This is a genomic window from Micromonospora sp. NPDC051227, from assembly GCF_044455385.1.
Taxonomy (GTDB): domain Bacteria; phylum Actinomycetota; class Actinomycetes; order Mycobacteriales; family Micromonosporaceae; genus Micromonospora.
Genome location: NZ_JBITET010000006.1, coordinates 116,210 through 142,313, shown reverse-complemented (window position 1 = coordinate 142,313; position 26,104 = coordinate 116,210). Strand labels below are relative to the sequence as shown.

At 66.1% G+C, this 26,104-nt stretch carries 20 protein-coding genes and 2 pseudogenes; 15 read left to right on the top strand and 7 right to left on the bottom strand.

From position 1 onward, the window contains the following. Positions 1-20 precede the first annotated feature (20 nt). Genes ACIA47_RS17470 through ilvE form a run of 7 tightly spaced genes read left to right on the top strand, consistent with a single transcriptional unit; the run spans position 21 to position 7,177 of the window. Positions 21-1,070: an N-acetylneuraminate synthase family protein gene (locus tag ACIA47_RS17470; protein ID WP_396709033.1), complete on the top strand. Its 1,050-nt coding sequence runs from the start codon at positions 21-23 to the stop codon at positions 1,068-1,070. 20 nt (positions 1,071-1,090) lie between these two features. Further along, complete coding sequence (locus ACIA47_RS17465) at positions 1,091-1,882, top strand: SDR family oxidoreductase (RefSeq protein ID WP_396709031.1); 792 nt, start codon at positions 1,091-1,093, stop codon at positions 1,880-1,882. Continuing rightward, positions 1,873-3,876, top strand: coding sequence for a transketolase C-terminal domain-containing protein (locus ACIA47_RS17460; RefSeq protein WP_396709029.1), 2,004 nt, complete (start codon positions 1,873-1,875; stop codon positions 3,874-3,876). The genes ACIA47_RS17465 and ACIA47_RS17460 overlap by 10 nt, the downstream gene beginning before the upstream one ends. Before the next feature lie 10 nt (positions 3,877-3,886). Next, positions 3,887-4,561, top strand: a complete 675-nt coding sequence (locus ACIA47_RS17455) for an RraA family protein (protein WP_396709027.1) — start codon at positions 3,887-3,889, stop codon at positions 4,559-4,561. 14 nt (positions 4,562-4,575) lie between these two features. Further along, positions 4,576-5,493, top strand: a complete 918-nt coding sequence (gene rfbD / locus ACIA47_RS17450; RefSeq protein ID WP_396709026.1) for a dTDP-4-dehydrorhamnose reductase — start codon at positions 4,576-4,578, stop codon at positions 5,491-5,493. Next, positions 5,490-6,170: an HAD family hydrolase gene (locus ACIA47_RS17445; protein WP_396709024.1), complete on the top strand. Its 681-nt coding sequence runs from the start codon at positions 5,490-5,492 to the stop codon at positions 6,168-6,170. The genes rfbD and ACIA47_RS17445 overlap by 4 nt, the downstream gene beginning before the upstream one ends. Positions 6,171-6,184: 14 nt before the next feature. Then, on the top strand, positions 6,185-7,177 hold the full coding sequence (ilvE, locus tag ACIA47_RS17440) for a branched-chain-amino-acid transaminase (RefSeq protein WP_396709022.1): 993 nt from the start codon (positions 6,185-6,187) through the stop codon (positions 7,175-7,177). A 67-nt stretch (positions 7,178-7,244) separates the two neighbouring features. Here ilvE and rocD read toward each other — a convergent pair whose 3' ends face one another. Continuing rightward, the gene (gene rocD / locus ACIA47_RS17435; RefSeq protein WP_396709020.1) at positions 7,245-8,459 is read right to left on the bottom strand and encodes an ornithine--oxo-acid transaminase; all 1,215 of its coding nucleotides are present in this window, start codon (positions 8,457-8,459) and stop codon (positions 7,245-7,247) included. Between the two features lie 342 nt (positions 8,460-8,801). Here rocD and lat point away from each other — a divergent pair, with 342 nt between their 5' ends. The 3 genes from lat to ACIA47_RS17420 are packed head-to-tail and all read left to right on the top strand — an operon-like array spanning position 8,802 to position 12,170. After that, positions 8,802-10,130 carry an L-lysine 6-transaminase gene (gene lat, locus ACIA47_RS17430; RefSeq protein ID WP_396709018.1) on the top strand — a complete coding sequence of 443 codons (1,329 nt, stop codon included), beginning with the start codon at positions 8,802-8,804 and terminating at the stop codon, positions 10,128-10,130. Beyond that, positions 10,120-11,214, top strand: coding sequence for a sulfotransferase family protein (locus ACIA47_RS17425; protein ID WP_396709016.1), 1,095 nt, complete (start codon positions 10,120-10,122; stop codon positions 11,212-11,214). The genes lat and ACIA47_RS17425 overlap by 11 nt, the downstream gene beginning before the upstream one ends. Continuing rightward, entirely contained in the window at positions 11,202-12,170 is a 969-nt protein-coding gene (locus tag ACIA47_RS17420) for a quinone oxidoreductase family protein (protein ID WP_396709014.1), read from the top strand. Before ACIA47_RS17425 ends, ACIA47_RS17420 begins: the two co-directional genes overlap by 13 nt. A 63-nt stretch (positions 12,171-12,233) precedes the next feature. On the opposite strand, the gene ACIA47_RS17415 is transcribed toward ACIA47_RS17420, so the two are convergent. After that, the gene (locus tag ACIA47_RS17415; RefSeq protein ID WP_396709012.1) at positions 12,234-12,725 is read right to left on the bottom strand and encodes an MbtH family protein; all 492 of its coding nucleotides are present in this window, start codon (positions 12,723-12,725) and stop codon (positions 12,234-12,236) included. 973 nt (positions 12,726-13,698) lie between these two features. On the opposite strand from ACIA47_RS17415, the pseudogene ACIA47_RS17410 reads away from it, so the two are divergent. Further along, positions 13,699-15,170: pseudogene (locus ACIA47_RS17410) on the top strand (NF041680 family putative transposase). Between the two features lie 3 nt (positions 15,171-15,173). Here ACIA47_RS17410 and ACIA47_RS17405 read toward each other — a convergent pair. Continuing rightward, positions 15,174-15,380: pseudogene (locus ACIA47_RS17405) on the bottom strand (transposase domain-containing protein); the annotation flags it as partial. A gap of 959 nt (positions 15,381-16,339) precedes the next feature. Beyond that, positions 16,340-17,554, bottom strand: a complete 1,215-nt coding sequence (locus tag ACIA47_RS17400; protein ID WP_396709010.1) for an acetyl-CoA carboxylase biotin carboxylase subunit family protein — start codon at positions 17,552-17,554, stop codon at positions 16,340-16,342. A 687-nt stretch (positions 17,555-18,241) separates the two neighbouring features. Between ACIA47_RS17400 and ACIA47_RS17395 the strand changes: the two genes are divergently transcribed. Both ACIA47_RS17395 and ACIA47_RS17390 read left to right on the top strand, forming a co-directional pair. Next, positions 18,242-18,643, top strand: a complete 402-nt coding sequence (locus ACIA47_RS17395) for a cobalamin B12-binding domain-containing protein (RefSeq protein ID WP_396709348.1) — start codon at positions 18,242-18,244, stop codon at positions 18,641-18,643. Between the two features lie 7 nt (positions 18,644-18,650). Beyond that, positions 18,651-19,976 (top strand): methylaspartate mutase, encoded by a 1,326-nt coding sequence (locus tag ACIA47_RS17390; protein ID WP_396709346.1) that lies wholly within the window; start codon positions 18,651-18,653, stop codon positions 19,974-19,976. A gap of 1,251 nt (positions 19,977-21,227) precedes the next feature. Here the strand turns inward: ACIA47_RS17390 and ACIA47_RS17385 are convergent. After that, positions 21,228-22,151: a hypothetical protein gene (locus tag ACIA47_RS17385; protein WP_396709008.1), complete on the bottom strand. Its 924-nt coding sequence runs from the start codon at positions 22,149-22,151 to the stop codon at positions 21,228-21,230. A 515-nt stretch (positions 22,152-22,666) separates the two neighbouring features. Beyond that, entirely contained in the window at positions 22,667-24,109 is a 1,443-nt protein-coding gene (locus tag ACIA47_RS17380; RefSeq protein WP_396709006.1) for a hypothetical protein, read from the bottom strand. 288 nt (positions 24,110-24,397) lie between these two features. Between ACIA47_RS17380 and ACIA47_RS17375 the strand changes: the two genes are divergently transcribed. Both ACIA47_RS17375 and ACIA47_RS17370 read left to right on the top strand, forming a co-directional pair. After that, positions 24,398-24,811, top strand: a complete 414-nt coding sequence (locus ACIA47_RS17375; RefSeq protein ID WP_319617296.1) for a hypothetical protein — start codon at positions 24,398-24,400, stop codon at positions 24,809-24,811. Between the two features lie 141 nt (positions 24,812-24,952). After that, positions 24,953-25,114 carry a hypothetical protein gene (locus ACIA47_RS17370; protein WP_396709003.1) on the top strand — a complete coding sequence of 54 codons (162 nt, stop codon included), beginning with the start codon at positions 24,953-24,955 and terminating at the stop codon, positions 25,112-25,114. A 455-nt stretch (positions 25,115-25,569) separates the two neighbouring features. Here ACIA47_RS17370 and ACIA47_RS17365 read toward each other — a convergent pair whose 3' ends face one another. Continuing rightward, complete coding sequence (locus tag ACIA47_RS17365) at positions 25,570-25,842, bottom strand: hypothetical protein (RefSeq protein ID WP_319617294.1); 273 nt, start codon at positions 25,840-25,842, stop codon at positions 25,570-25,572. Between the last annotated feature and the right edge of the window lie 262 nt (positions 25,843-26,104).

Sequence of the window (26,104 nt, the reverse complement as noted above, 5' to 3'; positions counted from 1 at the left end):
CAGAAACTAGCGAGGAGCCCATGTTCTCCCGAGAAATCGTAATAAACGGAATCAGCGTCTCGGACGAGACCGACGCCTATGTCATTGCAGAAATCGGACACAACCACGAGGGTGATATTGGCAAAGCAGAGAAACTGTTCCGTGCCGCCGCCGATGCCGGTGCGCAGGCGGTCAAGCTCCAGAAGCGTGACAACCGGACCCTCTTCACCAGGGCGATGTACGAGGAACCGTACGTCGGCCCGCACAGCTACGGCCGGACGTACGGCGAGCACCGCGAAGCTCTCGAATTTGGCCGCGCGGACTACCAGCACCTTGCCGCGCTGGCGAATGAACTTGGCGTCGATTTCATGTCGACCGCGTTCGACCTGCCGAGCGTCGATTTCCTCGCCGACATCGGCGTGGCGGCCATCAAGGTGGCCTCCGGAGACGTCACCAACACTCCTCTGTTGGCCCATGCCGCGGCTGTCGGAGTGCCGCTGATCGTCAGCACCGGAGGCGCCGACCAGGACGACGTGCGGCGGGCTGCCGACACCATTCTGCCTGTCAACCCGCAGCTGGCCCTGCTGCAGTGCTCCGCGATCTACCCGGCGCAGGTCGACGATCTGAACCTGTCGGTCATCAGTACCCTCCGTGCCGATTTCCCTTGTGTCATCGGCTTTTCCGGGCACGATGACACGCCCGACCTGAGCTGGATAGCGTATGCGCTCGGTGCCCGTGTCATCGAGAAGCACGTGACCCTGGACCGGGGTGCCGCGGGCAGTGACCACCACTTCTCGCTCCTGCCGGCGGACCTGGCCGAGCTCGTTGAGGGCCTCCGGCGGGTCCGCCGGGCGATGGGCAGCCCGGTGAAGCGGGCAATGCCGGCCGAGGCGCCAGCGCTCCGGAAGATGGCCAAGAAGCTTGTCGCGTCGCGCGACTTGCCTGCCGGTCATCGACTGGAGCCCTGCGACGTCGCCGTCAAGTCGCCCGGTGACGGCATGCGTCCGTACCAGCTGCCTGAGGTGCTGGGTCGAACGTTGACCCGAGCGTTGGCCGCGGACGCCCACATCGATCCAAGTGTGCTGCGGTGAGCGGCCCCGGGTCGACTGCCATGCCGGGCCGGGTCGCCGTCGTCACGGGTGCCTCCGGACGGCTCGGGAGCGTGTGGACGTCGGCGTTGCTCGACGGGGGAGCCGGTGTGCTGGCGATTGATCTGATGGAGCAGCCGTCCCCGTCCCTGAAGGAGGTGGTGGCGCTGCACCCCGCCGACCGATTTCACTTTGTGCAGGCGGACGTGACCGAGCGCGGGAGCCTGCTGGAGGCGTGGGACGCATGTCTGAATCACTTCGATGTGCCGGACGTCCTGGTCAACAACGCCGGGATCGATCAGCCACCGTCGGCCACGGCCGTCAGTTGGCCGTTCGGGGACATCCCGGCCGAACTCTCGCAGTCGGTGCTGGACGTCAACGCGCTGGGGGCGCTGTTGATGTGTCAGGTGTTCGGGCCAGCGATGGCCGAGCGCGGGCGAGGGTCGGTTATCAACATCGGCTCGCTGTACGGCGGACTTGCACCCGACCCCCGTCTCTACGAACATCTGCCAGCGGATCCTCCGTTCCTGAAGCCTCCCGCCTACGCCATGTCCAAGGCCGGGGTCGGCGCGCTGACCCGGTACCTGGCCGCGCTGTGGGGCCCGGCAGGGGTACGAGTAAACACCCTCGTCCCCGGCGGTGTTCTCGCTGACCAGGACGCCGAGTTCCGGGCGAAGTTTACGGCGCGTGTCCCGCTCCGCCGGATGGCGGAGGCGGAGGATCTGACAGGGCCGTTCCTCTTCCTGGCCTCGGACCTTAGCCGGTACGTGACCGGGACCGAAGTCATCGCCGACGGTGGATACGGGTGCTGGTGAAGGATGCGTGGGGCGAGGAGGATGTCGTGAACGACGGCGGCACGTGGATGTGGGCGCCACGCAGCGAGTTCCACCGGATTCTCCACGCGGTCGTCGATCGGTACGACCGTGCCCGTGCTTTTGCCGCCCTGACCCGCATCAACGCTCTTTACATGGTCGCCCGAGCGGGATCCGGGCACATCGGCTCAAGCTTCAGCGCGGCAGACATCGTCACCTGGCTCCTGCTGGAGGAGATGTATGCCCCCGGCGCGGCCGACGGGGACGTGTACTTCTCCTCGAAGGGCCACGACGTACCGGGTCTGTACGCGGCCCTCGTCGGGCTCGGGCAGCTCGACGAGGACCTGCTGCACCAGCTTCGACTGCTCGGTGGACTGCCGGGCCACCCGGATGTGGGCACGCCGCACATGCCCTTTAACACCGGTTCACTCGGCATGGGTATCTCGAAGGCGAAGGGCCTGGTGCTCGCCAACCGTCTCCGAGGCATGCGGCGGCGGGTCTTCGTATTGACGGGCGATGGTGAGTTGCAGGAGGGTCAGATTTGGGAATCTCTACCCTCGGCCGTCCGCTACCGGATGCACGAGCTGACAGTCATCGTCGACCACAATAAGCTCCAGTCGGACACCTGGGTGCGGGACGTCAGCGACCTGGGGGACCTCGAGGCCCGGTTCACGGCCTGCGGGTGGGGTGTGCTGCGCTGCGACGGCAACGACGTGACGCAGCTCGAGGCCGGGTTCCGGCGACGCACGTCCGACTATCCGGAATCGCCCGTGGCCATCATCGCTGACACCGTGAAGGGGGCTGGGGCCGCCCGGTTCGAAGCCAGCCGGATGGCGGAGTCGGAGTGGCGGTACCGGTTTCACAGCGGGGCACCCGACCAGGTCGACCACGACGCTGCATTCGCGGAACTCCGGGCGCGGGTGGACGGCATACTTCGCGCTCGTGGCGTGGCCGAGCTGGCTTGCCGGTCTGTCCCGGCTGCGCGACGGCCAGCCGCTACCGGGCCGCGGCTGCCCGAGGTCTACGGCCGGGTCCTCACGGACCGGGCCGCGCACGATCCACGGATCATCGCGTTGGACGCGGACCTCGTCCTCGACACCGGATTGATCCCATTCCGGGACACCCACCCGGATCGCTTTGTCGAGTGCGGCATCGCGGAACAGGACATGGTCTCCACCGCCGGAGGCCTGGCCGCCGGTGGGTTTCTGCCCTTCGTGCACAGCTTCTCGTCGTTTCTGCATGCCCGGCCGAACGAGCAGATCTACAACAACGCGACCGAGAACCGTCAGGTGGTCTACGTCGGCTCGCTCGCCGGCCTGCTTCCCGCAGCCCCGGGCCACTCGCATCAGGCAGTCCGGGATGTCAGTGCCGTCGGTGCGGTCCCGGGGCTGCTTGTCCTGGCACCGGCTTCGCCGGCCGAGACGGAGCTAGCCGTCGATTTCTGCCGGCACAGTTCGCAGAGCGTCTACCTCCGGCTGTCCAGTGCGTCGTGTCCTCCGGAGGTGGCAGACCTGCCGAGCGCGTCCCTGGAACCCGGGCGCGGGCACCAGGTGCGCGCAGGAGACAGCGACGTGGTCGTGGTCGGTGCGGGCCCCGTTGTGCTGACCCAACTGCTGCGAGCTGTAGAGAACCTGCACCGGGACGGTATCCACCCGGCCATCGTCAACCTGCCCTGGCTGAATCGCGTCGACCCCGACTGGCTACGGCCGCTCGCCGAGCGGGCGGAGCTGATGTTCGTCGTCGAGGATCACTACACCTGGGGCGGCCAGGCGGACGTCATCGCTCGGGCCCTCGCCGAACTGCGTCTCGCCGCGCCACCTCGCTTCCACGGCATCGGACTCACCCAAGTCCCGGTGTGCGGTGACCAGGACGAGGTGCTGGCCTTCCACAAGCTGCGACACGACGAGCTGGCGCAGACCATCCGAACCGCCGTACGTGACGCCTTGCCGGTGGCCGCGACCGCAGCGACCACCGTGTCTTCCGTCCATTCCGAGTGAGGGGCATTCTGTGCAGACCATCCGAAACACGATGCAGCGGCCGCCATCCGAGGTCGTCAAGGGCTTCATCGACGTGCTTGCCGAGTACAGCCCCAGTTGCCTGGTGACGGACGCTCGGAGCCGAGTCGGCGCCATCGGTGGCTTGCTGCCGGTCGTCGCTTCTCACCGGATCGCAGGCCCCGCCCTCACCGTGAACCTCTCCATCGACGACCTCGTCGACTGTATGCCCGTCCTCGCCCTGGCCGAGCCGGGGGACGTTATCGTCCTGGCCTGCCACGAGGTCCGGCGGACCGCCATGTGGGGCGGCCTGATGTCGACGCTGTCGCAAAAGGTCGGCATCGCCGGCGGCATCGTTGACGGGGCGATCCGTGACGTGGACGAGATCCGGGATCTCAACTTTCCGGTCTGGTACCGCAGCACCGTGCCGCGGCCCTCGCCCACCGCGGTCCACGACCGCATCGAGCCGGTCCAGGTCAACGTGCCGGTGGTGGTCGACGGCCAGGTAATCAATCCGGGTGACATCGTCGTCGCCGACGAGAACGGCATCGCAGTGGTGCCGGCGGACGAGGCGGAGGAGGTGCTACGGGGCACGCACGGCCAGATCGAGAAGGAACGCCTCGTCCGTGACCGCATCAGCTCCGGGGCCACAGTCACCGAGCTGCTCATCGAGTTCGGCCACCTCTGAGCCGAAAGACGATCATGCGTATCTACCTCACCGGCGCTGACGGCATGCTTGGCACCGCATTACGAGTGACCCTGGCTGCTCGGGCTGACACCACAATGGTGCGCGGGGTCTCACGGCACGATTTCGACATCGCCGACGCGCGTGCCACGCACGACTCGATACGGTCGTTCGAGCCGGACATTGTGGTGCACACAGCCGCGCACGCAATCGTCGACGAGTGCGAGGCGAATCCCGGACTCGCGTTGCGAACGAATACGCAAGGGACGCGGAATGTCGTCTCGGCGTGCGCCGCCGTCGGCAGCAGCCTGCTCTACATCTCCAGCGACTATGTCTTCGACGGCGAGAACCGCCCGGCGGAGGGCTACCGGGAGGACTCGCTACCCAACCCCCGCAACGTCTACGGCCTGACGAAGCTCGCGGGTGAGCAGCTCGCCGGCACGGTGCCGGACCACTTGTGCGTGCGCACGTCGTGGCTGTTTGGCGGAGCCGACGCGCGGATCGACGCGGTCCTGGCTATGACGAAGGCGATGCTCGCGGGACGGATTCCGCGGCTCATCCACGACCAGTTCAGTTCTCCCACCTACGTGCTCGACCTCGCCGAGGCCCTGGTCCGGACGATCCTGTCGCCCACTCGGCCGACCGGTGTCATCCACGTCGCGAACAGCGGCAGCGCCAGCTGGCACGAGGTGGGCCTGGTGGTAGCGGGCCACCTCCGGCGCGCCGGCCGCCGGGCGGGCGATCCGGCCGCCGTGTCGATGAACGATGGCGGTTTTGCGGCGGCGCGTCCCCGCGACTCCACGCTGGCCACTGAACGCTTCCGTGCCCTGGAGGCTGCACTGCCGCACTGGTCCGACGCCGTGCGACGGTTCTGCGACGTGTTGCTGGACCGGAAGTCCAGGGCCGTCGCCCCACCTGCCGGAGCCGAACGGTGAACGCGGGTTACCCGCTCCGCCCCAGCGCGCTCTTCCTGGACTTCGATGGCGTGACGTGTGACACAGAGCGCGCGGCCCGGCGCAGCTGGGAGGAGCTCTTCCAGGAATCGGAGCTCACTTTCCCGGCCGATCTGTGGCTCCGAATGGTGGGGAATTCCGCTGGGGCGGCGTTGGCGGCAGACGAGTTGGCGCGGCGCCGCGGAGTGCAGCTGTCCCACGAGGAACTGGCACGACGACTACGCCGCAAGGCAGAGCTGGCGGATGCCGAACCGGCCTGTCCGGGTGTGGTCGCGCTGCTCGCCCGGGCGGTCGACCTCGACCTGCCGGTCGCGGTCGTGTCGAGCAGCCCAAGCACCTGGGTACGGCATCACCTGAGTCGGCTGGGACTGCTGAAGTCGCTGTCCTTCGTGGTGACCGGTGACGACACGTCGGCGCACAAACCGGCGCCCGACCTGTATCTGTTGGCGCTGCGGTGGGCGGGGGTGGCAGCGCAGACAGCCGTGGCGGTCGAGGACTCGATGCCCGGCGTATTGGCCGCCAAGGCCGCCGGACTGCACTGTCTGGCCGTGCCCAACGGGAGTGGTATGCCGGTACCAGGAGACAGCGCCGATGCAGTGCTGAACGACCTAGAAGACCTGGCACTGGCTCCGGCCAGCGGCGCCGGAGCGCTGAGGTGACGAGGAGCATGTCGGTGAGCGATGACACGATTGAGCCGAGAGAACCGGTCGACGGGGCGATCCGTGGGCTTGCCGCGTCCGACGTCGCCACCGCCCGCTGGCTCTGGCGTAACGGGCAGCTCGTGCCGTGGGATGAGGCCACCGTGCACATCACCGCCGTCGGTCACTCCTCCGTCGCCGCCGTTTTCGAGGGCATCAAGGCGTATCGCGCGGCCGGCGGGCAACGCCTGCTCGTCTTCCGCCTCGACGAGCATGTCGACCGGCTCTTCGCATCCGCGCGGATCTGTCGCACCCGCATCCCGTACTCCGCTGGCGAACTCCGGGACGCCGTGCTTGACGTGCTACGGGCGAACGAGTACCGGGACGACACGTACATCCGGCCGTGGGCATTCCCGTCGGGTCTGATCCGGGAGCAGATGGTTCCTGCGGCAGCGGTGTGCGAGGTGGTTATCGACACTTGGTCGTTCGCCAGTCAGCTCTTTACGGCGAAGGCATGTCGGGCGGCGGTGAGCAGCTGGGTCCGAGTCGGTGACTCCGCGATGCCGCCTCGTGCTAAGGCCTTCTCCAACTACCACAACGGACGTCTCGCGGTCATCGAGGCGAAAGCCAACGGGCACGACTGGCCGATCCTGTTAAACGATCGCCATCAGGTCAGCGAGGGCGCCGGCGCGTGCATCGCGCTCGTCCGTCGCGGGACAGTCGTCACGCCACCGCTGACCGCCGGGGTGTTGGAGAGCGTGACACGGGCGACGGCTTTGACCCTGCTCGCCGACGCTGGTGTACCGGTGGAGGAGCGGACGGTCGACCGAACGGAGCTCTACCTGGCCGATGAGATCTTCTTCCTCGGTACGGCCTGGGAAGTGTTGCCCGTGGGTGTGGTGGACGGGCTGCCGGTGGGCGACGGAGAACCTGGGCCGGTCACCCGGCTCCTGCAACACGCCTACCACGACGTCGTCCGCGGAGTGCGTCTCGACCATCCCGACTGGATCACGGAGGTGCCTCGATGAACGCGGTAATCCGATGCCGGGAGGCCCTGGCCGCAGACGAGGCGGACGCAGCCAGGGCTTCCCGGCGTCAGGCCTCGGAAAGGACCTTGGCGATCGCGTCGAGTGCCAGATCCAACTCAACCTCTGTGATCACCAGTGGTGGTGCGATGCGCAGCGTGTCGCGCGAGATCTCCTTGTGCAGCACACCATGGTTCAGGAGCCGCTCGGAGACGGTGCGCGCGGAGGGACCGTCGGGAGCCAGTCGCAGCGCCGCCCAAAGTCCGATCCCAGTGGTCTGCACAATGCCCTGCCCGACTAGGCTGCGCGCACGCTCCTGCAAATGCGCCCCGAACTTTTCGGCGCGGGCCTGGAACTCCCCGGTCCTGAGCAGCCGAACCACAGCCCGTCCGACCGCGCACGCCAGGGGATTGCCACCGAAGGTTGACCCGTGATCACCCGGCCGGAGTACGCCGAGAACGTCGCGTCGCCCGATGACAGCAGAGAGGGGCAGAATTCCGCCGCCCAGCGCCTTCCCGAGCGCGTAGAGGTCGGCCTTTACCCCCCAGTGGTCACAGGCGAGCAGCCTGCCGGTACGGGCGAGGCCGGACTGCACTTCGTCGGCGATGAGCAAAACGTTGTTCTCGTCGCAGATGCGGCGCACCGTGGCGAGATAACCGTCCGGCGGCAGGATGACGCCCGCCTCGCCCTGGATCGGCTCGAGGAGAATGGCTGCGGTATTGGCGTTGACGGCGGACGCCAGCTTTTCCCCGTCGCCGAACGGGACGGTTTTGAAGCCCGGCGTGAAAGGCCCGAACCCCTGGCGGGCGGCATCGTCGGTAGAGAAGGATACGATCGTGGTCGTGCGCCCGTGGAAATTCCCACCGGCTACCACGATCTCTGCCGAACCCTCCGGTATGCCCTTGATTTCGTACGCCCATTTCCGTCCTACCTTGATGGCGCTCTCAACTGCCTCGGCGCCGGAATTCATTGGCAGGACCATCTCCGTGCCCGTCAGTTCGGCGAGCTCCTTGCAAAAAGCGCCGAACTGATCGTGGTGGAATGCGCGCGCCGTGAGGGTCACACGTTCGAGCTGGCGTATCGCGGCAGACACCAGCTCGGGGTGGCGATGGCCGAAGTTGAGGGCCGAATATCCGGCGAGGATGTCGATGTAGTGCTTTCCGGTGATATCCACCACGCGCGAGCCTTGGGCGCGGGAGATCACAATGGGCAGCGGGTGATAGTTGTGTGCCCCCCATTGCTCGTCAAGGGAAACGTAGTCGTCGACCATTTTGTCATTCACCATCTGGTCCAATCCCCGTTTTCATCCGACGCTCCGGTGGCCGAACTCTGGCGCACCGGTGGGACTATTCTGCCCGACGGGTCGTCGATAGTCAATCTGTCCCGCAGGTCGTCCCGCGCGTGGTGAGTTGACATTGGTAGGGTGATGAGTGAGGATATCGGACGGCTGGTACTTGCTCATCGGCGAGATCCAACTGGCGTATTCAATTCGTGTAGAAAAGAGTGTCGCCGAGGGTCCGCCGTCGGCGGAAAACAATTGTGCTCGGCATCTTCCGGGGCGAGCTCGCCTGGTTCTGCCCTGTCAATTCCGGCCGCAGGTCGGCCTCGTCCCGAAGGGAGCGCCGAGATGACGCCCGAGGGCACCTTGGACGCCCTCCGCCGGCACATGCTGGTGGACGGGTTCGACATCGTGATCGACCTTCGACGGAGCCGCGGTTCGGTCCTCGTCGACGCCCGGAGCGGAGTCGAGTATCTCGACCTGCTCACCTTCTTCGGCTCCCTACCGCTGGGCATGAACCATCCCCGCATGGCCGATGACGAGCGGTTCATGGCGGAACTCGCCAGAGCCGCGCTGCACAAGGTCGCAAACGCCGACCTGTACACCGCGGAGTGTGCCAGGTTCGTCGAGGTCTTCGCCCGGGTCCTCGGGGACCCGGCACTGCCCCACCTGTTCTTCATTGACGGGGGTGCGCTGGCTGTCGAGAACGCGCTCAAGGTGGCCTTTGACTGGAAGGCGCGGCGCATCGGTGCCACCACCGGAGACGGATTGAGCGTCCTGCACTTGGTCGGCGCGTTCCACGGCAGGAGTGGCTACACCCTCAGCCTCACCAACGCAGGCGACAGCGCCGTGACGGAACTCTTTCCCGCCTGGGATTGGCCCCGGGTCCCAGCTCCCTCCGATGGAATGGTTGCCGCCGCGCCGTGGCCGACGGAGCCGGCGGTGGCCACCACGGAGGTGCTGCGTCTCGCCGAGCACATCTTCGAGCGCGACGGTGCACGGATCGCCTGTTTCATCGCCGAGCCGGTGCAGGGTGCCGGTGGAGACGTGCACCTCGGAGCCCGGTTCCTTCAGGGGATGCAGCAGCTCTGCGTACGGAACGATGCCCTCTTCATCCTCGACGAGGTGCAGACCGGCTGCGGGTTGTCCGGAACGCCATGGGTGTACCAGCAACTGGGCCTTGCACCCGACGTCGTCGCCTTCGGCAAAAAGACCCAGGTCTGCGGGGTGATGGCGGGCCGCCGGGTGGATCTGGTCCCCGACAACGCCCTCGCCGTTTCTTCCCGGATCGGTTCCACCTGGGCAGGCAACTTGGTGGACATGGTACGGGCCACGCGTGTGCTCGAAATCATTGATGAGGAGGAGCTGATCCCGGCGGCTGCCGCGAAGGGAGCCTGGCTCATCGACGCGCTTTGCGTTCTCGCCCGGCGGCATCCCGACATGGTGGGCAACGTCCGAGGGCGAGGGCTGATCTGCGCGCTTGACCTGCCGGACGGGCCTACCAGACAGAAGGTGCTTCGGCGGCTGCGTGAGCGGGAGCATGTGTTGCTGTTGCCGGGCGGCGAGCGGAGCATCCGCTTCCGCCCCTCACTGGCGGTTTCGGTCGATGATCTCCGACGCGCAGTCGGTGCGCTCGGACGGGTCCTGGACACACTAGGGAGCGACGATGCTAACTAATCCGATCTTCGTCATTGGACATCCGCGATCGGGTACCAGTCTCGTCCGGAGCCTCCTCGAGCGGGCCGATGACGTCTGGACGATCGGACGGGAAGGAAAGCCGATCTGGGAGCACAACCGCTTGGTGGAGCTACATCCCCGCACCCGTGGTTGGCAGTCCAACGCGCTGGATGCCGAGGATGCCACGGACGAGCTGCGCGCCTCGCTCACCTCCTCACTGCTCGATGCGGCCCGGCGGCCCGGCCAGGAGTGGTCCATCGATGACAAGGTGAGCTTTCTGAGGTTCATGGCCGCCCAGGGCGTCAATCCCTATTACTACGACCTGCCGGTGCGCGCGTTGCTGGAGGCGTTCGGTGAGATGCCACCGGAAGGGCCGCCGACGACGGCCGACGGGGAGGAGTTGGACGAGATCACGCCGTTCTGCTTCCCGCCTCGTGGCGCTCGGCCGACCCAGGCAGAGCTGACCCAGGGCATCCGGCTGATTGAGAAGAGCATCCAGTCGTGCTTCCGGGTACCGTTCCTGCGGGCAATGTTCTCGGACGCCAAATATGTCTTCGTGGTCCGCGATCCGAAGGCCAGCATCGCGTCCCTCATGGACGCCTGGCTGCACCCGCGCATGTTCTTCTCGTACAAGGTCCCGTGTCAGCTTCGGATCCGCGGATACTCGGACGTTTTTCCATGGGGTCGACAGTGGTGGAATCTCAGCCTGCCGCCGGGTTGGCGAGACCTGACCGACCTTCGGCTGGAAGAACTCTGTGCCGAGAACTGGAGGATCCACAACGAGGCGGTGCTTGCGGCGTTTCGACAGCTAGAGCCCACCGGGAACGCGGTGCTGGTGCGATACGAAGATGTCAGCGCCGAGCCAGCCCGGGTAATGGAGCAGGTCGCCGCGACAACCGAACTTCCGTTCGCTGCGGCGTGGCGTGAAAGGTCTCTTCCGGTTGTCATGACCCAGACGCCACCCAATCCGGACAAATGGCGTCGCCATGAGCGCGAGATCCATGGGGTGCTCCCGGGTGTCTCGTCGCTCGCCGGGGAGTTCGGATACGAGACGGAAGTCGTGAGGTCGACATGCGTGCCGTGACCGTCAGAGTAGCCGGAGGACCCGAAGCGCTGCAGGTCGAGACGGTGCCGAGCCGACCTCCCGGCCCAGGACAGGTAGCCGTGGACGTCGCTGCCTGTGGGGTGAACTTTATCGACGTGTATCACCGCTCAGGGCAGTATCTTGTTCCGCTACCCTTCGTGCCCGGATTGGAGGGCGCGGGCGTTGTGGCCGAGGTTGGGGCGGGGGCGGAGCACGTGCGGGTGGGAGACCGGGTCGCGTGGGCTGACGCCGCGGGTAGCTACGCGGACCAGGCGATCGTGGCGGCGGACCGGCTGATTCCCGTGCCGGACGAGGTCCCCTTGCCCGATGCTGCTGCCCTGACTCTGCAGGGCCTGACGGCCCACTATCTCGCCCACGATTCGTACCGGATCCGAGCGGGCGACACTGTGCTGGTCCATGCTGCCGCCGGTGGAGTCGGCCTGCTGCTGGTGCAGGTCGCCACATCGATAGGAGCCAGGGTCATCGGCGCTGTGTCGACAGCCGAGAAGGCGCGGGCCGCCCGTGACGCTGGTGCCTCGGAGGTCGTGCTGTACGGCCGTCATGACCTCGTCGAGCAGGTGCGCTCCCTTAGCCACGGCGAAGGCGTGGCTGCTGTGTACGACGGCATTGGCCGGGAAACGTTCGACGCCAGCCTAAGCGTCCTACGTCCGCGTGGAACCTTGGTGCTGTTCGGGCAGTCCAGCGGCACTGTTCCGGCTGTGGACCCTCAGCGATTGAACAGTGCCGGATCGGTCTTCCTGACACGGCCGAACCTCGTCCACCACATCGCCACTCGGCGCGAGCTGCTCAACCGGGCAGGGGATCTGTTCGCCTGGCTCATCGCGGGACAGGTCGCTCCCCATGTTCACCGCACCTTCGCTTTGGAGGCCGCGTCTTCGGCGCATCAAGCACTCGAGCGGCGGGAGACGATCGGCAAGCTGTTGCTGCTGCCGTGAAGAGTGCGGAGCAGCGTTGGCGGCCGCCACGGTGCCTGGCGGGCGGCCGCCTTCCTGCGACGGTCAGCGCCCCCCCGTGACTTCTGGCTGGCGAACCAGTGAGAGCGGTCGGATATCCTTCCAGTGCTCCTCGACGTACTGCAAACAGCCGGTACGAGTGTCCTCCCCGTGTACGCAACGCCATCCGGCTGGGACGGCGAGCGATGCAGGCCACAAGGCATGCTGGCCTTCGTCGTTGACGACGACCAGGTAGGAAATGTCCTCGTTCTCCCGCTGGTCCGGCATGGTGAACACCTCACAAACGAAGTTAGTTGCGACGCGGACGATGGGCCGGTCCGCCATGGATACTATGGCGCTCGGCGTGTGGGTGGAAGCAATCTGCACGGGCTGAAACTCGCTCAACGCCCTCACGTGTCCACTTGGTGCGGCCGGAGAGGGTGACCGGGAGTCGCGCTTGCAGATCGTGGCTCCGGCCAGGTCGACGGCGGTGAGCGCGCTGGTTTTCAGGTTGCGGCAGCTCGGGCTGCGGCCGGCATAGCGGGTCACGTAGATCACCGCCGTCCGAGTACAGCGCCTCGCCTGACTGTGAGCATGGCGGGGTCGTTTCATCAGTGGTGAGCTGATGGTCGGCCGTAGCCCGGGTTACCCTTCGCCTGGCTGGTTTCGTGCCTTCGGCCGGACTTGTCCGTCTGCTGCTGCCGGCGCCGGCTCGGCGGGAGACGTTTGGCCTGATCAGGAGCTTGACCGCCACTTAGCGGCTGGCGTGTCTCATCACAGTCCTGCCATCTCCGCACCGGACCGGACCATCGCGTCCCCCACGGTGAGGAGAGAACGCATGTCCATGCTGGCAGATCTGGTCGAGGTCGCCACCGGCGTCGACACGCACAGAGACACCCAACTCGGCCGGGCTCGATGCACGACCTCACCCAGGCGCGGACCGCCAGTCTTGTCGATCTCCTGCTCCACGCGCACCTCAGAGGCAGGTCCTCGCCGACGCCCGTGAGGCAGTCGCGATCAACAATGACCGAGGTCGCCACCACCGGCGACGACGTCCCTTTGGCATGACGCCTGAGAAGGGGCCGACCGGTGGAGCTGCTAAGGCTCGATGTCGCAGCCGAGTCGCCGAGGGCCGCTCCCGCTGGACCACCACCAGTACTGGGGTCCATCGGGTTCAAGGAGCAGCCAGAGGCCATGCTTGTAGGGGACACATGCTGGCGGGAAGGCTGACGTGGCCCCGGAAGTTCTGGTCACTCGGGACTGGGTCGCTCGGCAGCAAGCGCAGGCACTTGTCGTAGGCGACCGCCTCGGCGACGTGCGCCCGGTGAGAACCGAGAGCTTGGCGAAGTCGTGGAGCCTCCCGGCCTCGCGGTTGTGGGTCTTGACTTCAATCGCGAGCAGGTTGCCTGCGGGGCCTAACTTGAGCTTTAACCTGCTGGGCGCCGGCATCGACCCCGGCTGATCATGGGACAGCCCTTGATCGATCATTCCTCTTGTCTAGGGAAGAAGATCGCATACCAAGGGCTGTCTGGTGATCAGTGTGCACGATGTCGGGACGAACGGTGAGGTCGGGCGGCTGGCCGCGTTCCGGCGTGAGTTCCACGCCTGTCTGACCGCTCGCCGGGATGCGTTGTTCGAGCTGGCAGACGCGCTGTTGTGCGCGGACGCGCCGGTACGGTCTCTGGTGGAGTTGTCGTTGGTGGGTGAGCACCGCCGTGGTCACGGCTCGTTGTATGCGGCGTTGAATCGCGGCCGGATCGACGTTGAGCGGTTGCGGAGCGCGGTGGCGGCGGTGCCGCTGCCGCGGGCCGCGGACGGGCGGATCGTCCTGGCGGTGGACGTGACCTGCTGGCTGCGGCCGGAGGCGCACACCTGCCCGCAGCGGGTGCTGTGTCACACCTACGGGCGCGGCAAGGACACCCACATCGGGGTGCCGGGCTGGCCGTACTCGTTCGTCACCGCCTTGGAGGCCGGGCGCACCTCGTGGACCGCGCCGTTGGACGCCCGCCGGCTGGTGCCCGGCGATGACGCTGCCACGGTCACCGCCGGCCAGTTGCGCGACGTGGTGCGACGGCTGATCACCGCCGGGCAGTGGCAGCCTGGTGATCCGGACATGTGGATCGTCGCGGACGCCGGCTACGACGGGCCCCGGCTGGCGTTCCTGCTGGCCGATCTACCCGTTCAGGTTCTGGTGCGGATGCGTTCCGACCGGGTGCTTCGCCGACCCACGTCACCCCGGCGCCAGGTACCACCGGCCGCCCACGACGCCATGGCGGCGAGTTCATCTTCGGCGACCCGGCCAGCTGGGGCGACCCGGACGCCGCCACGAGCACCGATACCCGCCTTTACGGCACCGCGACCGCGCGGGCCTGGCACCGGCTGCACCCCAGGCTGACCCACCGCACCGCCTGGACCGCCGAACACGGCCCGCTGCCGATCATCGAAGGCACCGTGATCCGGCTGACCGTCGACCGGCTGCCCTCCGGCGCCACCGCGAAACCCGTCTGGCTCTGGTGCTCCCAGCCCGCCGCCACCACCGCCGAGATCGACCTGCTCTGGCAGGCGTTCCTACGCCGCTTCGACATCGAGCACACCTTCCGCATGCTCAAACAAACCCTCGGCTGGACCAGCCCGAAACTGCGCGACCCACACGCCGCCGACCGCTGGACCTAGCTCGTGCTGGCCGCCTACACCCAGCTACGCCTCGCCCGAGGCGCCGTCGGCGACCTCCGCCGGCCCTGGGAACGCCCCGCACCACCCGAACGACTCACGCCCGCCCGCGTCCGCCGAGGCTTTCGACACCTACGCACCAAAGCCGGCAACCCCGCCCGCGCACCGAAACCCTCCCGGCCAGGACCCGGCCGACCACCCGGACTACGCAACCGCCACCCGGCAGCCCGCCACGACGTCCACATCGTCACCGCCACCACCAGCACAAAACCGAAAGATGGCACGAAGAAAACGAAGACTTCGAATAACCCGAGGCCACGCCGCACAGGTTAAAGATCAAGTTAGGTGCGTCGGTCGACGCGCAGGCTTTTGTAGGCGTATCGGGACAGGGGTCGTTTGACGGCGCGGGGGTTTGACGCGGAGCCGGCGTTGGGGGCATGAGCTGGTCGAGGACGCCTCGAACAGCGCGGGCACGAGCAGCAGGTAGACGACGACCCGAGCGGGCAGCTTACGTAGCCGTTGCTGGACCGCGCCGAACTCAGCGAGGACCGCGTCTGTCGACCATCACGAACGGCACGATCTGCGTCAGCTCGCCCCGATAGCCCGGAGCGAAGACCCCTTCGGCTACAGCGATTTCCCGGATGATGGCACACTGAGCAGACAGCGGAGCTCCCACAACAGCGGTTGTCTTGGCGGACAAGCCGTCTCTACCAGAGCTCCGCTTCCCGCATATCAGGGGCCGTGTCAAGGCACTTGCCTACCAGCCCGCAAGCCTGACTTCACGGCGTTGGGCTAAAGCCCGCAGGGTTGATCCAAACCGTCGCCTTGCCGCTGGCCAGGCCGGTCCGTCTAATCGAGAGCAAGAGCTGCACTCTCGGCGTCCATGGGAAACGTTGCTTGCCGCAGTACCGACGGCGCATTGACGCCGCAGCAGGAGTCGGAGTTCGGGCGGGCGATGCTGGCTCATCAGGTGGGGAGATCCGGACCGGGTGAGGCCGGTCCTGGATCTCGCTGCGGTCGGTGTGGTCAACAACGCGTGGAGCAACACCCGAGTCGAGGACTGGCACGCCGGGGACGGGCTGCACAACGACGGCGACGGCTCTGGGCGGCCGGCAGGCGAAGCCTCCTCACGGGCACCCACGACGTGCTCCCTATCAATAGCGGGGGCGATGAGCGGCGCGACGTGCACGACGTCGATGCGCAGAGCGAGGCCGGATGTCCAGCCCTGGGCGCGCAGCAGACGGGCGTCACACGACCGGCCGGATCGGGGCGGACGACGTCGAACAGCGCGCCGCCGGAGGCCTAGCCATCTGGCGTCGGCAGGGTACGCACGTCATTCGCGAGCCTTTCCAGCCCGTGAACCCGGGACTTCCAATTCAAGCGCCCGGCTCTGCCACGGGTAAAGGCCTGTCTACCTCAACAGGCCCGACCCTACGAGCGGCGGCGGTCCGACCGGGATGCGCCGCGCATCGATCCTGGCCGAACCTGGGTCGCCCGCCTCGTCATCGGTATGTCGGATCGAGCAGACCCTCCATGCGCTGCAGGAACTCCGCCAACGCGTCGTGGTCCGCGACGCTGCCGCGACAGGTGTAGACGCGTTCGTGGAATCCGCGCCGCCAATCGAGCGGGGATCCAGGGCGTACGATGACATCGAAGCGCTCCACCTCCGGCATCTTGCGCACGTCGTCGAGACCGGCGGCACGGCTGAACGTGCATGCGTCCACCGGAGCGAGGCCGAAATAATGGAACACGACTTTTTCCACCGACTGGCTCGCCACCTCTGGCTCCTGACCGAGCGAGAGCCGTACCGCCAGGTCGACCAGGCTGATGCCGTGACCTCGCCGGAACAGGTCCACGATGTTGCCGCCCGCGCGTCCGTTCACCTCGATGATCTGAGGTCCGTCCTCGGCCAACATGATCTCGGTGTGGCATACGGAATCCCCCACGCCGAGCGCGGTGAGCGCCCGAGTAGTCAGATCGTAGACCGCCTCCTCATCGACGCTCCTGGGCAGCGGCGGGACGAACCCGCCTCGCTCACGGAACGGAGGACTGAGGGAGAACTTGCCGGTTATGCCAAGATGCTGCACCCGCCCTCCGCTGACCATCGACTCCACGGAGACGTACCCGCCCCAAGGCTCCTCGACGGGTGCAGGTACCAGACGTGTCTCAAGAACGTACCCATCATCGAGATTGCTGGTCCGGTCGCCGAGCAGGTCGTCAACCAGGCACCGCAGCTCCTTGGCCGACTCAATCAGGTATGTATTCGTGCCGCCAACGCCGCAGTTAGGTTTGAGTACGCACGGCAACGGCACCTTCTCGAGAGCCTGCGCGGCGGAGAGCCGATTCGTGATCAGGGCGGTGGCAGCGTGCCCGACACCACATGTGTTTAGCGCCGTACGCTGCAGGAATTTGCGGGTGATGGTGGCGGCGGCCAGCGGCGTATGGAATTGCAGCCCGAGTTCTTGGGCCAGCCGCGCGGTTGTGTCCATCTGGAAGTCGCTGAATGTGGTAATGCCGTCCGGCCGGCGGGCCGCCACGTCGTCGACGTCGCACACTTCTGCGATGTCGGTCAGCATTTCGGCGACCTTGCGACCGTAGTCGGTTCTGGGAAGCACGAAGATCGGCTCAGCCACACCTTCGAGGTCCGTCAGAATGTCAAGGGGGACCGCCGCGCCGAGGTCGTAAACCACGGCCACCCGTGGCAGACGGCTACTCATGTCCAGTCCCTGTGTGCGTACCTCACCGCAGTCATCCCCGCGATCCTCCACATTAAATCGATTGACTCAATCGTCGTCGATCACCCCAAACACCGCGACTCACCGCGAACAAGCCCTGCCACAGCTCCTCAGCTCCGCGCTCCACTCAGGAAACCCAACCCTGGCAGGCGTACAGCCGCGTGTCAACGACATCCATCAAGCTTGACGTCCCCGAACATCCATGTAAAGTCGAAGTTCCTGGAGTTGACACCACGCCACATGAGCGCCTCAGGGCTGACACCGGCGCAATGCAAGCATTCTCGGGGGAGAGCCGCACTATGAATTGCCTTACGCGCGCTAATCGACTAGGCCCTCTTGTGATCTGGACAGCCGTCACAGGTGTCGAAAGCAACGATGTCGGGATGCAATGAGGTAATCGCCATGCACCGGCCAGGTTACGATCGCAAATGGCATGGCTCGTCCTAGCCGACCACGGTAGAGCAGGGGGTACCCAGCCGATGAAAGGGGTAGCCTTCTTCGTTGCGGGCAAGACCGCCCGGGGTCGCACGGCCCTCGGGCTTCACGCCCAGACGGGCGGTGCCGGGATATCAGTGGAGTTGGGGATAAATGCAGATCTTGGCTGAACGCCGCTCCGTACGGGTTACCGGTCCCCCGGGTTCCGATGGAGCGCATCGATGTCCCCGTACCATTTTGTCTGGCGTGAAGTCCGACTCGCACACGTGGAACCTGGTCTATCTGGAACTACTCCTCCGCGAGCGCGGCCACGACGTGTTGAATCTGGGCCCCTGCGTGCCGGTGTCGCTACTGGTTGACGAAGCTGTGGCGGTGCGGCCGGATCTGGTTGTGTTCAGCACGGTCAACGGCCACGGTCTGCGCGACGGGATAGAGGCCATCCAGGCGTTGCGTGCCAGGCCGATACTGGCGGAGGTTCCGGTCGCTATTGGCGGCAAGTTAGACGTTGCCGGTACAACCGGCTCCGCGCTCAGCGATCCACTGCTAGCGGCGGGATTCACCGCAGTCTTCAACGATGACCAGATGCTGGACGCTTTTCATGCGTTCCTCGATACCGTATGCGTGAAACGTGACTGAGGCTTCGATACTACGAAACTCTGATTACCACGACGGTGATCGATCAGCAGCGGGATCCTTTGGAGCATTCGTTGCCAATGCCCGAGACGCGGGCCAACTGGTCGTGCAACCTCGAATGGGTTTCCAGGATCCACGGCGCATGAGACGGGGGCTACTCGCCACCAAAGCGGCTCGTTGCGTCAGCGTAGGCACCATAACAATCGACAGCTACACACGCGTCGGTGATCTAGCAGCAGCTCGAGAGGCAGTCCAATTCAACCACGACTTGAACGGCTATCCTATCGTTGCGCATCCCGCACGCACCACGTGTGCAGTGTTGGACGGCGTGTCTGATGAGACGTTTCCAGTGCAGGTGCGTCATGGTTCAGCAGAGCCGCAAGAAATCGTGGCCGCCATGTTGCGTTGCCAGCTGACCGCAACAGAAGGCGGCCCCGTGTCGTACTGCCTGCCTTACAGTAGGCTCTCGATTCGTCAGTCCGTGCGCAACTGGTCGAGGGCATGTCGGATGCTCTCCGAGGCGGCAGAGGAAACCGATATTGCCCACAACGCACGGCCACATCTGGAGACATTCGGTGGATGCATGCTCGGCCAACTGTGTCCGCCCGACCTATTGCTGGCGATAAGCGTACTGGAGGGAATGTTCTTTCGACAGCATGGCCTGCAGAGCATCTCGCTCAGCTATGCGCAGCAGACCCACCCCGATCAGGACGACGAGGCGGTGCGGGCACTGCGCCGGCTGGCTGCGGAACTACTCCCGGCAGTGGACTGGCACATCGTCGTATATGCCTATATGGGCTTGTTTCCTCGCACCTCGGTCGGGGCCGGCAAGTTGCTAGACAGTGCCGCCCGCCTCGCGGTGCGCACAGGTTCCGAACGGCTCATTGTCAAAACCCGCTCAGAAGCGCATCGTATCCCAACCGCCGAAGAGAATGTTGATGCGCTAGAGCGAGCGGCGGCAGTGGCCGCCATCGAAGCGTGCGGCGGCCGACCAAAAGCGGTTCGGGGAGGCACGGCGCGCATTGCGACAAAGGCCGAGACCGGCATCTACGACTGCGCCCGCGGACTGATCGAAGCCGTACGCGGACTCGACGACGACCTCGGGCAAGCTCTCGTACGCGCGTTCCAACTCGGCATCCTCGATGTACCTTTCTGCCTGCACCCGGACAACGCCCGCCGCAGTCGCAGCTACCTTGACGCCGACGGGCGCCTGCAGTGGAGCAACGTCGGTGCCATGCCGATCCCGACCGACCGGCAGGCCCGTGCCGAATACGACCTCTCCTCCTCCGATCTGCTGGCCGCCCTCTCGTACGTCCAACGCACCTTCGATCGATGACCTGACAATGAGGGGCAGCCTCGACGGGTGACGCAATATGGGTGGCTACCGCCCCGTCGCCGACTAACTAACTAACCGCCGAACGACGACGGCGAACCCTAGTCGAGTCGCCGTATCACCTCAACGAGGTCTGGCAAAATGCCGATCAAAAAGTCGACCGGTCGACGATCGACGTGCGCCGGATTCCGCGTCCCACTGCAGCAACACAGCGTTCGGCGGGCTCGGTCAAGGGGCGATGCCGAGCAGTAATACTCCGTAGTCAAGCAGGCGCTGGGCCGGTCAGTCGCTCGTCTCCTGACCTCCACCAGCCGAGCCGATGATCTGTGTCGGTCGGTGAGCCTGGTCGTGCTGGTGATGCTAGTGACGAGGTAGGCCCCAGCGTAGTGTCGATCCGACACGTGGTGACGGGCCGCTGCGCCACCTCAGCTTCCGGGTTGCCCAGTAGCCTGTAGGCTTTGGGCCACGCGCGCAACCTGGCGAAGTGCCCAGGATCCCGACTCCCTGTTCAGCCTCCTGCAGGTATCGCCTAGCGCAAGTGCGGAGTAGCTCCCCGGACAGGGTTTCGAAGGAACGAGGAGACTTGAACCCAAAAGAACCTCTTGTCGAGCCTCGTTCAGGGCTTGTCATTGCTTGTCATTGCTTGTCATTGCTTGTCAAAACCCCTTGTTACCGACCGTAACCAAATCGAGCTTGTCGTTGATTGTCGAAAATTGACGTTGAGCTGCACAGACACGATCAAACACTGGTCGCTTCTTGTTACTTGTTGTCATCGGCAGATGGGGGTTTTCGGGGGGTAAACGGGGGGCGGCCGACGTGGCAGCGCTGGTTCCCACCAGGCCCCACTCCCCCACCATGGGTGACGTGTGTCGTCACCAGGGAACAGCGTGCGCCCGCCCGTCACGACTCACCTACCGTCCGCAAGGGGTTCGTGTCGGTGGGGCGACATCGACAACAAGTCCATGATCGCGCGCATTCGAGCCGGCGCTGAAAGCCCGAGCCCGCGGCGATCTGGCCTCGTTCCTCATTCACGGGTTCTTCGCGCCGTCCGGCGGCGGAATTCGCCTGCAGGCCGGCCCGGCGTGGCTACCGCAGGTACTCCGGGCGGCCGGGGAGGCTGGCGTGCCGGGCACCTGCGAGTCCTGTGTGGCCAGGACCGTTGGCAGGCTCTCACCCGCCTGGGCGAGCTGCAGCGCTGTGCTCGTCGAGGGCTTCCACGCGTCGACGGGACTACAACCGCCCCCAGTAGGCGGGTCAAACTAGGCGACTACGGATGGCATGCAAGCGGCGTCCGACGTTGTGCTCCCAGAGCTGATTCGCCACCTCAAGCGGGCTGCTGCCCATCCCGCCGCGGCACAGCCGATCCTGCAACTGCCCGAATGCGGCCGCCGCGAGCTCGACGTTGCCGAGCAACTGCCGTGGCGTGATGGTCATGACGGGTTGCATGCCGCTGGCCGGCGGATCGAGGCGGCGGCTCATGATGCCGGTCATCTCCCCGTGCGCGACACCGGAGTACACCGAGTAGACGATCTTGTGTCCGCCTCGTACCTTGTCGGCCAGGACGGCTGTAACCCGGGCGGTCTTGCTCGGCAACTGCTCGCCGCCGATGGTCGTCTTGCCGTTGTTCTTGCCGTGTCCCAGCCCCAGTCCGTCCACCCGTCTGAGGATCGAAGCGAGGTGCGCCTGCGCGCCCGTGATGTCCTGGGTGGAGCCGACCACGTTGGCGTTCTTGACTGCCGTGGCGGCGGCCTCCCAGAAGTGGAGATACGTGCGAGCGACCCGCTGGCGCACGGTGATCTGTGGGTCCATCAGCCAGAACGCGAACCCAGCACTCTCCAGCACCGACCGGGCGAGGACCTCCTGGCCGTACATGGGTAGCGGTGGGAAGGGCGGCGCCAGGAGCTTGTCTATGCTGGTCAGGGAGTCGTCGATCAAGAGGATGCTCAGGCGGGCCATCTCGAAGGCCATCGTTGGCTCGTCCGGTCCCCACGGCTGGCCGTGCACGTCGACCTCTGTGTTGCTCAGGTCGGCGCCGAATGGCGAGTCCGGGCGAGGAGTCCAGAACGACGGCTCATATCGGCGCCGAGCCGCCCGGCCCGTGAGATCAAGAACCTCGCGCAGCACCTTTAGCATCCGCTCGCCCGCCGCACCGGCCTTCTGTCCTGACGAAGTGCTCATCACTTCCAATGTAGAGGTCAGTCGACCTGGTGTGCAGGAGGGGTGCCGCAGGAAACGGCTCGCACCGCGCTCATCGAGGCGTTTCATGCCACGGAGGCGCCTGCGGGGTTGGATTCCATCTGCCCTGCCGCTTCTGGCCAACTCGTCTCCGGACGAGGCAACTTAACGGCAGTTTGCAACCGCCGCGACTACGACACTGCAGAACCTGCCCGGCGAACGGCAGCGCGCCCAACATTTGCGGCAGTACCTCGCCCGCACGTACACCTGGAAGGGTGCCGCCGCCGGCCTGCTATCCGCCTACGACGAGCACCGGCATGCCGCCTCTCAAAACCGCCGGCTCCGGTCGGCCTTTCCCTCTCGACCAACACCAAGCCTCGCCGTACAGCGTAAGGCCGTCAGCCCACATCGCCGGCGGAGCCGCGCCGTGCGCCTCGGAGCAGCCGATAGCCGACGTAGCATCGGGCGATCCGGGATGCGGGCAGTACTACCAGGTGGGCGCCGACGGCCTTGGGATTCTAGTTCGGGAATCGCTGGAGCTGGAGCTTGATTCCAGCGTCCTTGGCCAGCTGATACGGCTCGCCGGCGAAGGCCTGAACGGCATCAAACAGCTCGCGCTCGTTCCGGCCGGTGAGCTTGTGCCCGATGATCTGAAGGAGCTGGGCCCACTTCTGCCGGGAGAGCGGCCGGTGCAGCTTGGCGACGACGTCAGGGTCGGTGAACGACCTCAGCGCCACTGACGCCTGCTCGGGAGTGAACTTCTCGATCAGTTCCTGATAGATCGGGTCGGCGCTGACCGCAACGCCGCTGCCGTTGGTCAGGAAGACCTCGACGAGGCCGAGGACGTATTTCCGATTCAGACTGGCCGGAATGGCGCTGTTCTGGCCAACGACCTCGCGGAGCCGACGGGCGACCGGCGGCTCGTTGTAGAAGTTGCTCCAGGCGAAGTGCACGTCGCGAAGCTCATCGAGGGTGCTGTCGATCTCCCAGGACCGTTCCTCGACCGTCAGATAGGCGGCGCCGTCGACGAGGTCGATCAGCTGCCGGGCGAGGGTCGCCTCGGCCTGGTCACCGTTGGCGCGAAACCGGCCGAGCCGGAACCCGAAGTTGTAGCGGATCTCGTCGGAGGTCCGGTTCCAAAGCGCGGGCCAGAGCCGCAGAATGTTGTCCAGGGTGTCCTGTGTGGTGGTCCGATCGGTGTATCGGCCGAAAAGCCCGGACGCAAGTGGGTCGGCCTGGGCCGCCGGAAGGTTCACGAAGAAAGCGGTGATCTCCCTGATCGTGGTGTCGTCCAGCCGCTGCTCCTTCACCTTGACCAGAAGCCGTTTCACCTCAGCGGTGATGTGGTCGTAGGGCAGCGTGATGACGTTCCGGATACAGACGCTTAGCCAGTTGGCCAACTGGAGGCCGTTCAACTCGGCCTGGTTGGGGTGGGCGGCGCTGGCCCAGTTCCGCATGTAGCGGATGAGCTCCAACTCCTGGAAGCCGATTTCGCTGACCAGACCGATCTCACGGCAACCAGTGAGAAGCTTTTGGTCGTCGAGCTTGGGCAGGTCATCCTCGGTCTTGAGCTCCTGGCGCCTCTTGTCAGACTTCTCGGCGACCTCGTAGAAGTACTGCAAGTCGAAGTTCACGACACGCTTGCGAAGCTCCAGGACGGTCTCGTCCCAGAGGTAGTTCAGCGCCGCGTCGAACAGGCCCACTGACCCAGCAATGATCATTTTCGAGATGTAGCTGGACTGCTTCAGCTTCTCGGGGGTCAGGTCGGTGAGCGCGAACGGGGCGGTCCGCATCAACACGTCCCGCTGGCCGAGATCGACCAGGATGCCTTCGGTCGGAAGGCCGGCCGCGGCGAGACGGTCGAGGATCATGACCTCGAAGGACTGCAGCCCGGCAATGGCAGTCTCGGGCGCTCCGGTCGCGACAGTGCCGGCCGGGCGGGCCTCCAGTGATCCGCTCATGACGGCGAGGGTAGCCCGCTCAACCGGCCACGGGCGAAGTTGGCCCCGGAGGTCGTGGTGGGTCGGGTCCCGTCCCCCCGGTCACCGCCGGTCCGGGCGCCGGGCCACCATCTGCGCCGGCCCAGGCTTGGCGCCCGTCTCGTGGGTAGCTCGGAAACCGGGCTGAGCGGTAGACCGCGCTAGCCCTCGGCGGATTCACCGTGCCGCCCGGCGGTGCTCCGTCCGGGCAGGACGCGCGGACCTGAACCACCCTCGTACCCGACGACGGCCCCTACTATCGTCATAGGGATGACGCGACGTCCCGACCTGGTTCTGCTCGGCGATCGGATCTGGTATATCCCGGACGGGGTGCTCGACCTGCAGTGCATTGCCCGCACCCGCCGGGGACCCCGCTGCCGACGAACTGTGGAGACGGGCCAGATCACCGGCTGGACAGAGCTGCGCTCAATTCACGGCCTCATCACCGTCTACGACCTCGGTGGATTCGAAGCGGCGACGTTGCGACGGTGGCGGGAGCAGCATTGCGAGTTGCACGACACCCCTGACGTGGTCGACTTCTCGGCACCGGAGTGGGAGCCGTTCGACCCGGTGCGCCACGCCACGATGGTGACCACCCTGGACGAGCAGATCGCGAAGTTCACCCGCCAGCTGCGCGAGGGCGTGACCGAAGAGTGGCAGCCCTGGTATCCGGCTCCGATCTAAGTACCTGCCCCCTCGTGGCGACATCCGCCGCTGTCCGGACCGGCGGGTCGCCCGGCACCGGACGACCGCTACCCGACGCGGCCATTAGGCTGCCGACCGCCGGAAGCACCCGGTGCGGAGACGAATCTTTGCGAGGTAGCCGTGAGCGTCAGCCATGGGTGGCACGTGATCGGGGTTGTCGACATTCGCGAGCCCGGCTCGCACGAGATCCTCTTCCAGAACGCGGCGTCGGTGGCGGCATCCGACGGGTTGGTTCTGCAGCCGGCGACCCGGAACCGATGGTCCTGGACGCCGAAGGTGTAGCGCACCACTGCACGCCATGCGCCTGCTGTGGTGAGTGCGGCTGTAGCCACCCCTTCGGCGGGCGGGCCATGTGCGGAGCCTGCGCTCAGTACAGCCGGTGGGCTGCCGAGACACGGCCGCTACTCGACGGCTACCTGGCGGCAGTCAGCTCCAAGGATGCCTTCGTCGAGACCAACGGCCGCACCCACTCCGTCGGCTGCCCCTCGCTCAAGAGGAACATCAACGACGCCTCCGACGCATTGACCACGGGATGCACTCACCGGCAGGAGTGGTACGCCCGTGTGCCGGAGGTTCTCGGCCCGGAGGCACCGCGACGCAAACGGTGCGCCGTCTGCTGCCCCGACGTCATCGTGCCGACTAGCGCGGAGCCAGTGCGTGGCATGAAGGGGAGGTTCGCGGCACAGCAGGCACCATCGGCCGGGTGAATCGCGACTGGTTGCGGCGTCGCCACCGCACTACCGCTCCCCCACGTCGGGCCGCCACATCTCGATCTCCCCGTCCAGCCGCCCCCTGCGAATGTCGCTCAGGGCGGCCAAATAGCCGACCTCACTGGCGTTGACCAGCAACTGCAGCACCTCGAAGGGCGCGTCCTGAAAGCCGTAGGCGGACCATACGAGGGCCATCGCCTCGTACGCCCGGCGAATGTCGCCCGGATCATGGGCGGTACTGGCATGCAGGTTTGCCACCGCCTCGGCCCAGCTGCCGACGTCGTGCTCCGAAGAGGACATCACCAAAGTATGCGGTCGGTGGGCGACGTGCGGCCATCCCTCGGGCGGGAGACGGTGGCGCTCGCCTCGCCCCCGTCACCCGAGGAGAGGCGGGCGCACCCTTCTCGGCCTAGCTATGTACTGATACAACGACCCGAGCGGCGTACTCCGGCGGCGACATCAACGGGCAGAGTCACTGCCGCTGCTCGGTGGCTTCGGCGCTGGCGAGCTGGGCGCGCACCTGGTTGAACCAGGCCTCGACGTTCGCAGGCGGGTAGAACAT

What these genes read in the sequence shown, in the direction of transcription:
- ACIA47_RS17470 (WP_396709033.1), top strand. Translation starts at nt 21, where the DNA reads ATGTTCTCCCGAGAAATCGTAATAAACGGAATCAGCGTCTCGGACGAG.
- ACIA47_RS17465 (WP_396709031.1), top strand. Translation starts at nt 1,091, where the DNA reads ATGCCGGGCCGGGTCGCCGTCGTCACGGGTGCCTCCGGACGGCTCGGG.
- rfbD (WP_396709026.1), top strand. Translation starts at nt 4,576, where the DNA reads ATGCGTATCTACCTCACCGGCGCTGACGGCATGCTTGGCACCGCATTA.
- rocD (WP_396709020.1), bottom strand. Translation starts at nt 8,459, where the DNA reads ATGGTGAATGACAAAATGGTCGACGACTACGTTTCCCTTGACGAGCAA.
- lat (WP_396709018.1), top strand. Translation starts at nt 8,802, where the DNA reads ATGACGCCCGAGGGCACCTTGGACGCCCTCCGCCGGCACATGCTGGTG.
- ACIA47_RS17425 (WP_396709016.1), top strand. Translation starts at nt 10,120, where the DNA reads ATGCTAACTAATCCGATCTTCGTCATTGGACATCCGCGATCGGGTACC.
- ACIA47_RS17420 (WP_396709014.1), top strand. Translation starts at nt 11,202, where the DNA reads ATGCGTGCCGTGACCGTCAGAGTAGCCGGAGGACCCGAAGCGCTGCAG.
- ACIA47_RS17400 (WP_396709010.1), bottom strand. Translation starts at nt 17,554, where the DNA reads ATGAGTAGCCGTCTGCCACGGGTGGCCGTGGTTTACGACCTCGGCGCG.
- ACIA47_RS17385 (WP_396709008.1), bottom strand. Translation starts at nt 22,151, where the DNA reads ATGAGCACTTCGTCAGGACAGAAGGCCGGTGCGGCGGGCGAGCGGATG.
- ACIA47_RS17380 (WP_396709006.1), bottom strand. Translation starts at nt 24,109, where the DNA reads ATGAGCGGATCACTGGAGGCCCGCCCGGCCGGCACTGTCGCGACCGGA.
- ACIA47_RS17375 (WP_319617296.1), top strand. Translation starts at nt 24,398, where the DNA reads ATGACGCGACGTCCCGACCTGGTTCTGCTCGGCGATCGGATCTGGTAT.
- ACIA47_RS17365 (WP_319617294.1), bottom strand. Translation starts at nt 25,842, where the DNA reads ATGTCCTCTTCGGAGCACGACGTCGGCAGCTGGGCCGAGGCGGTGGCA.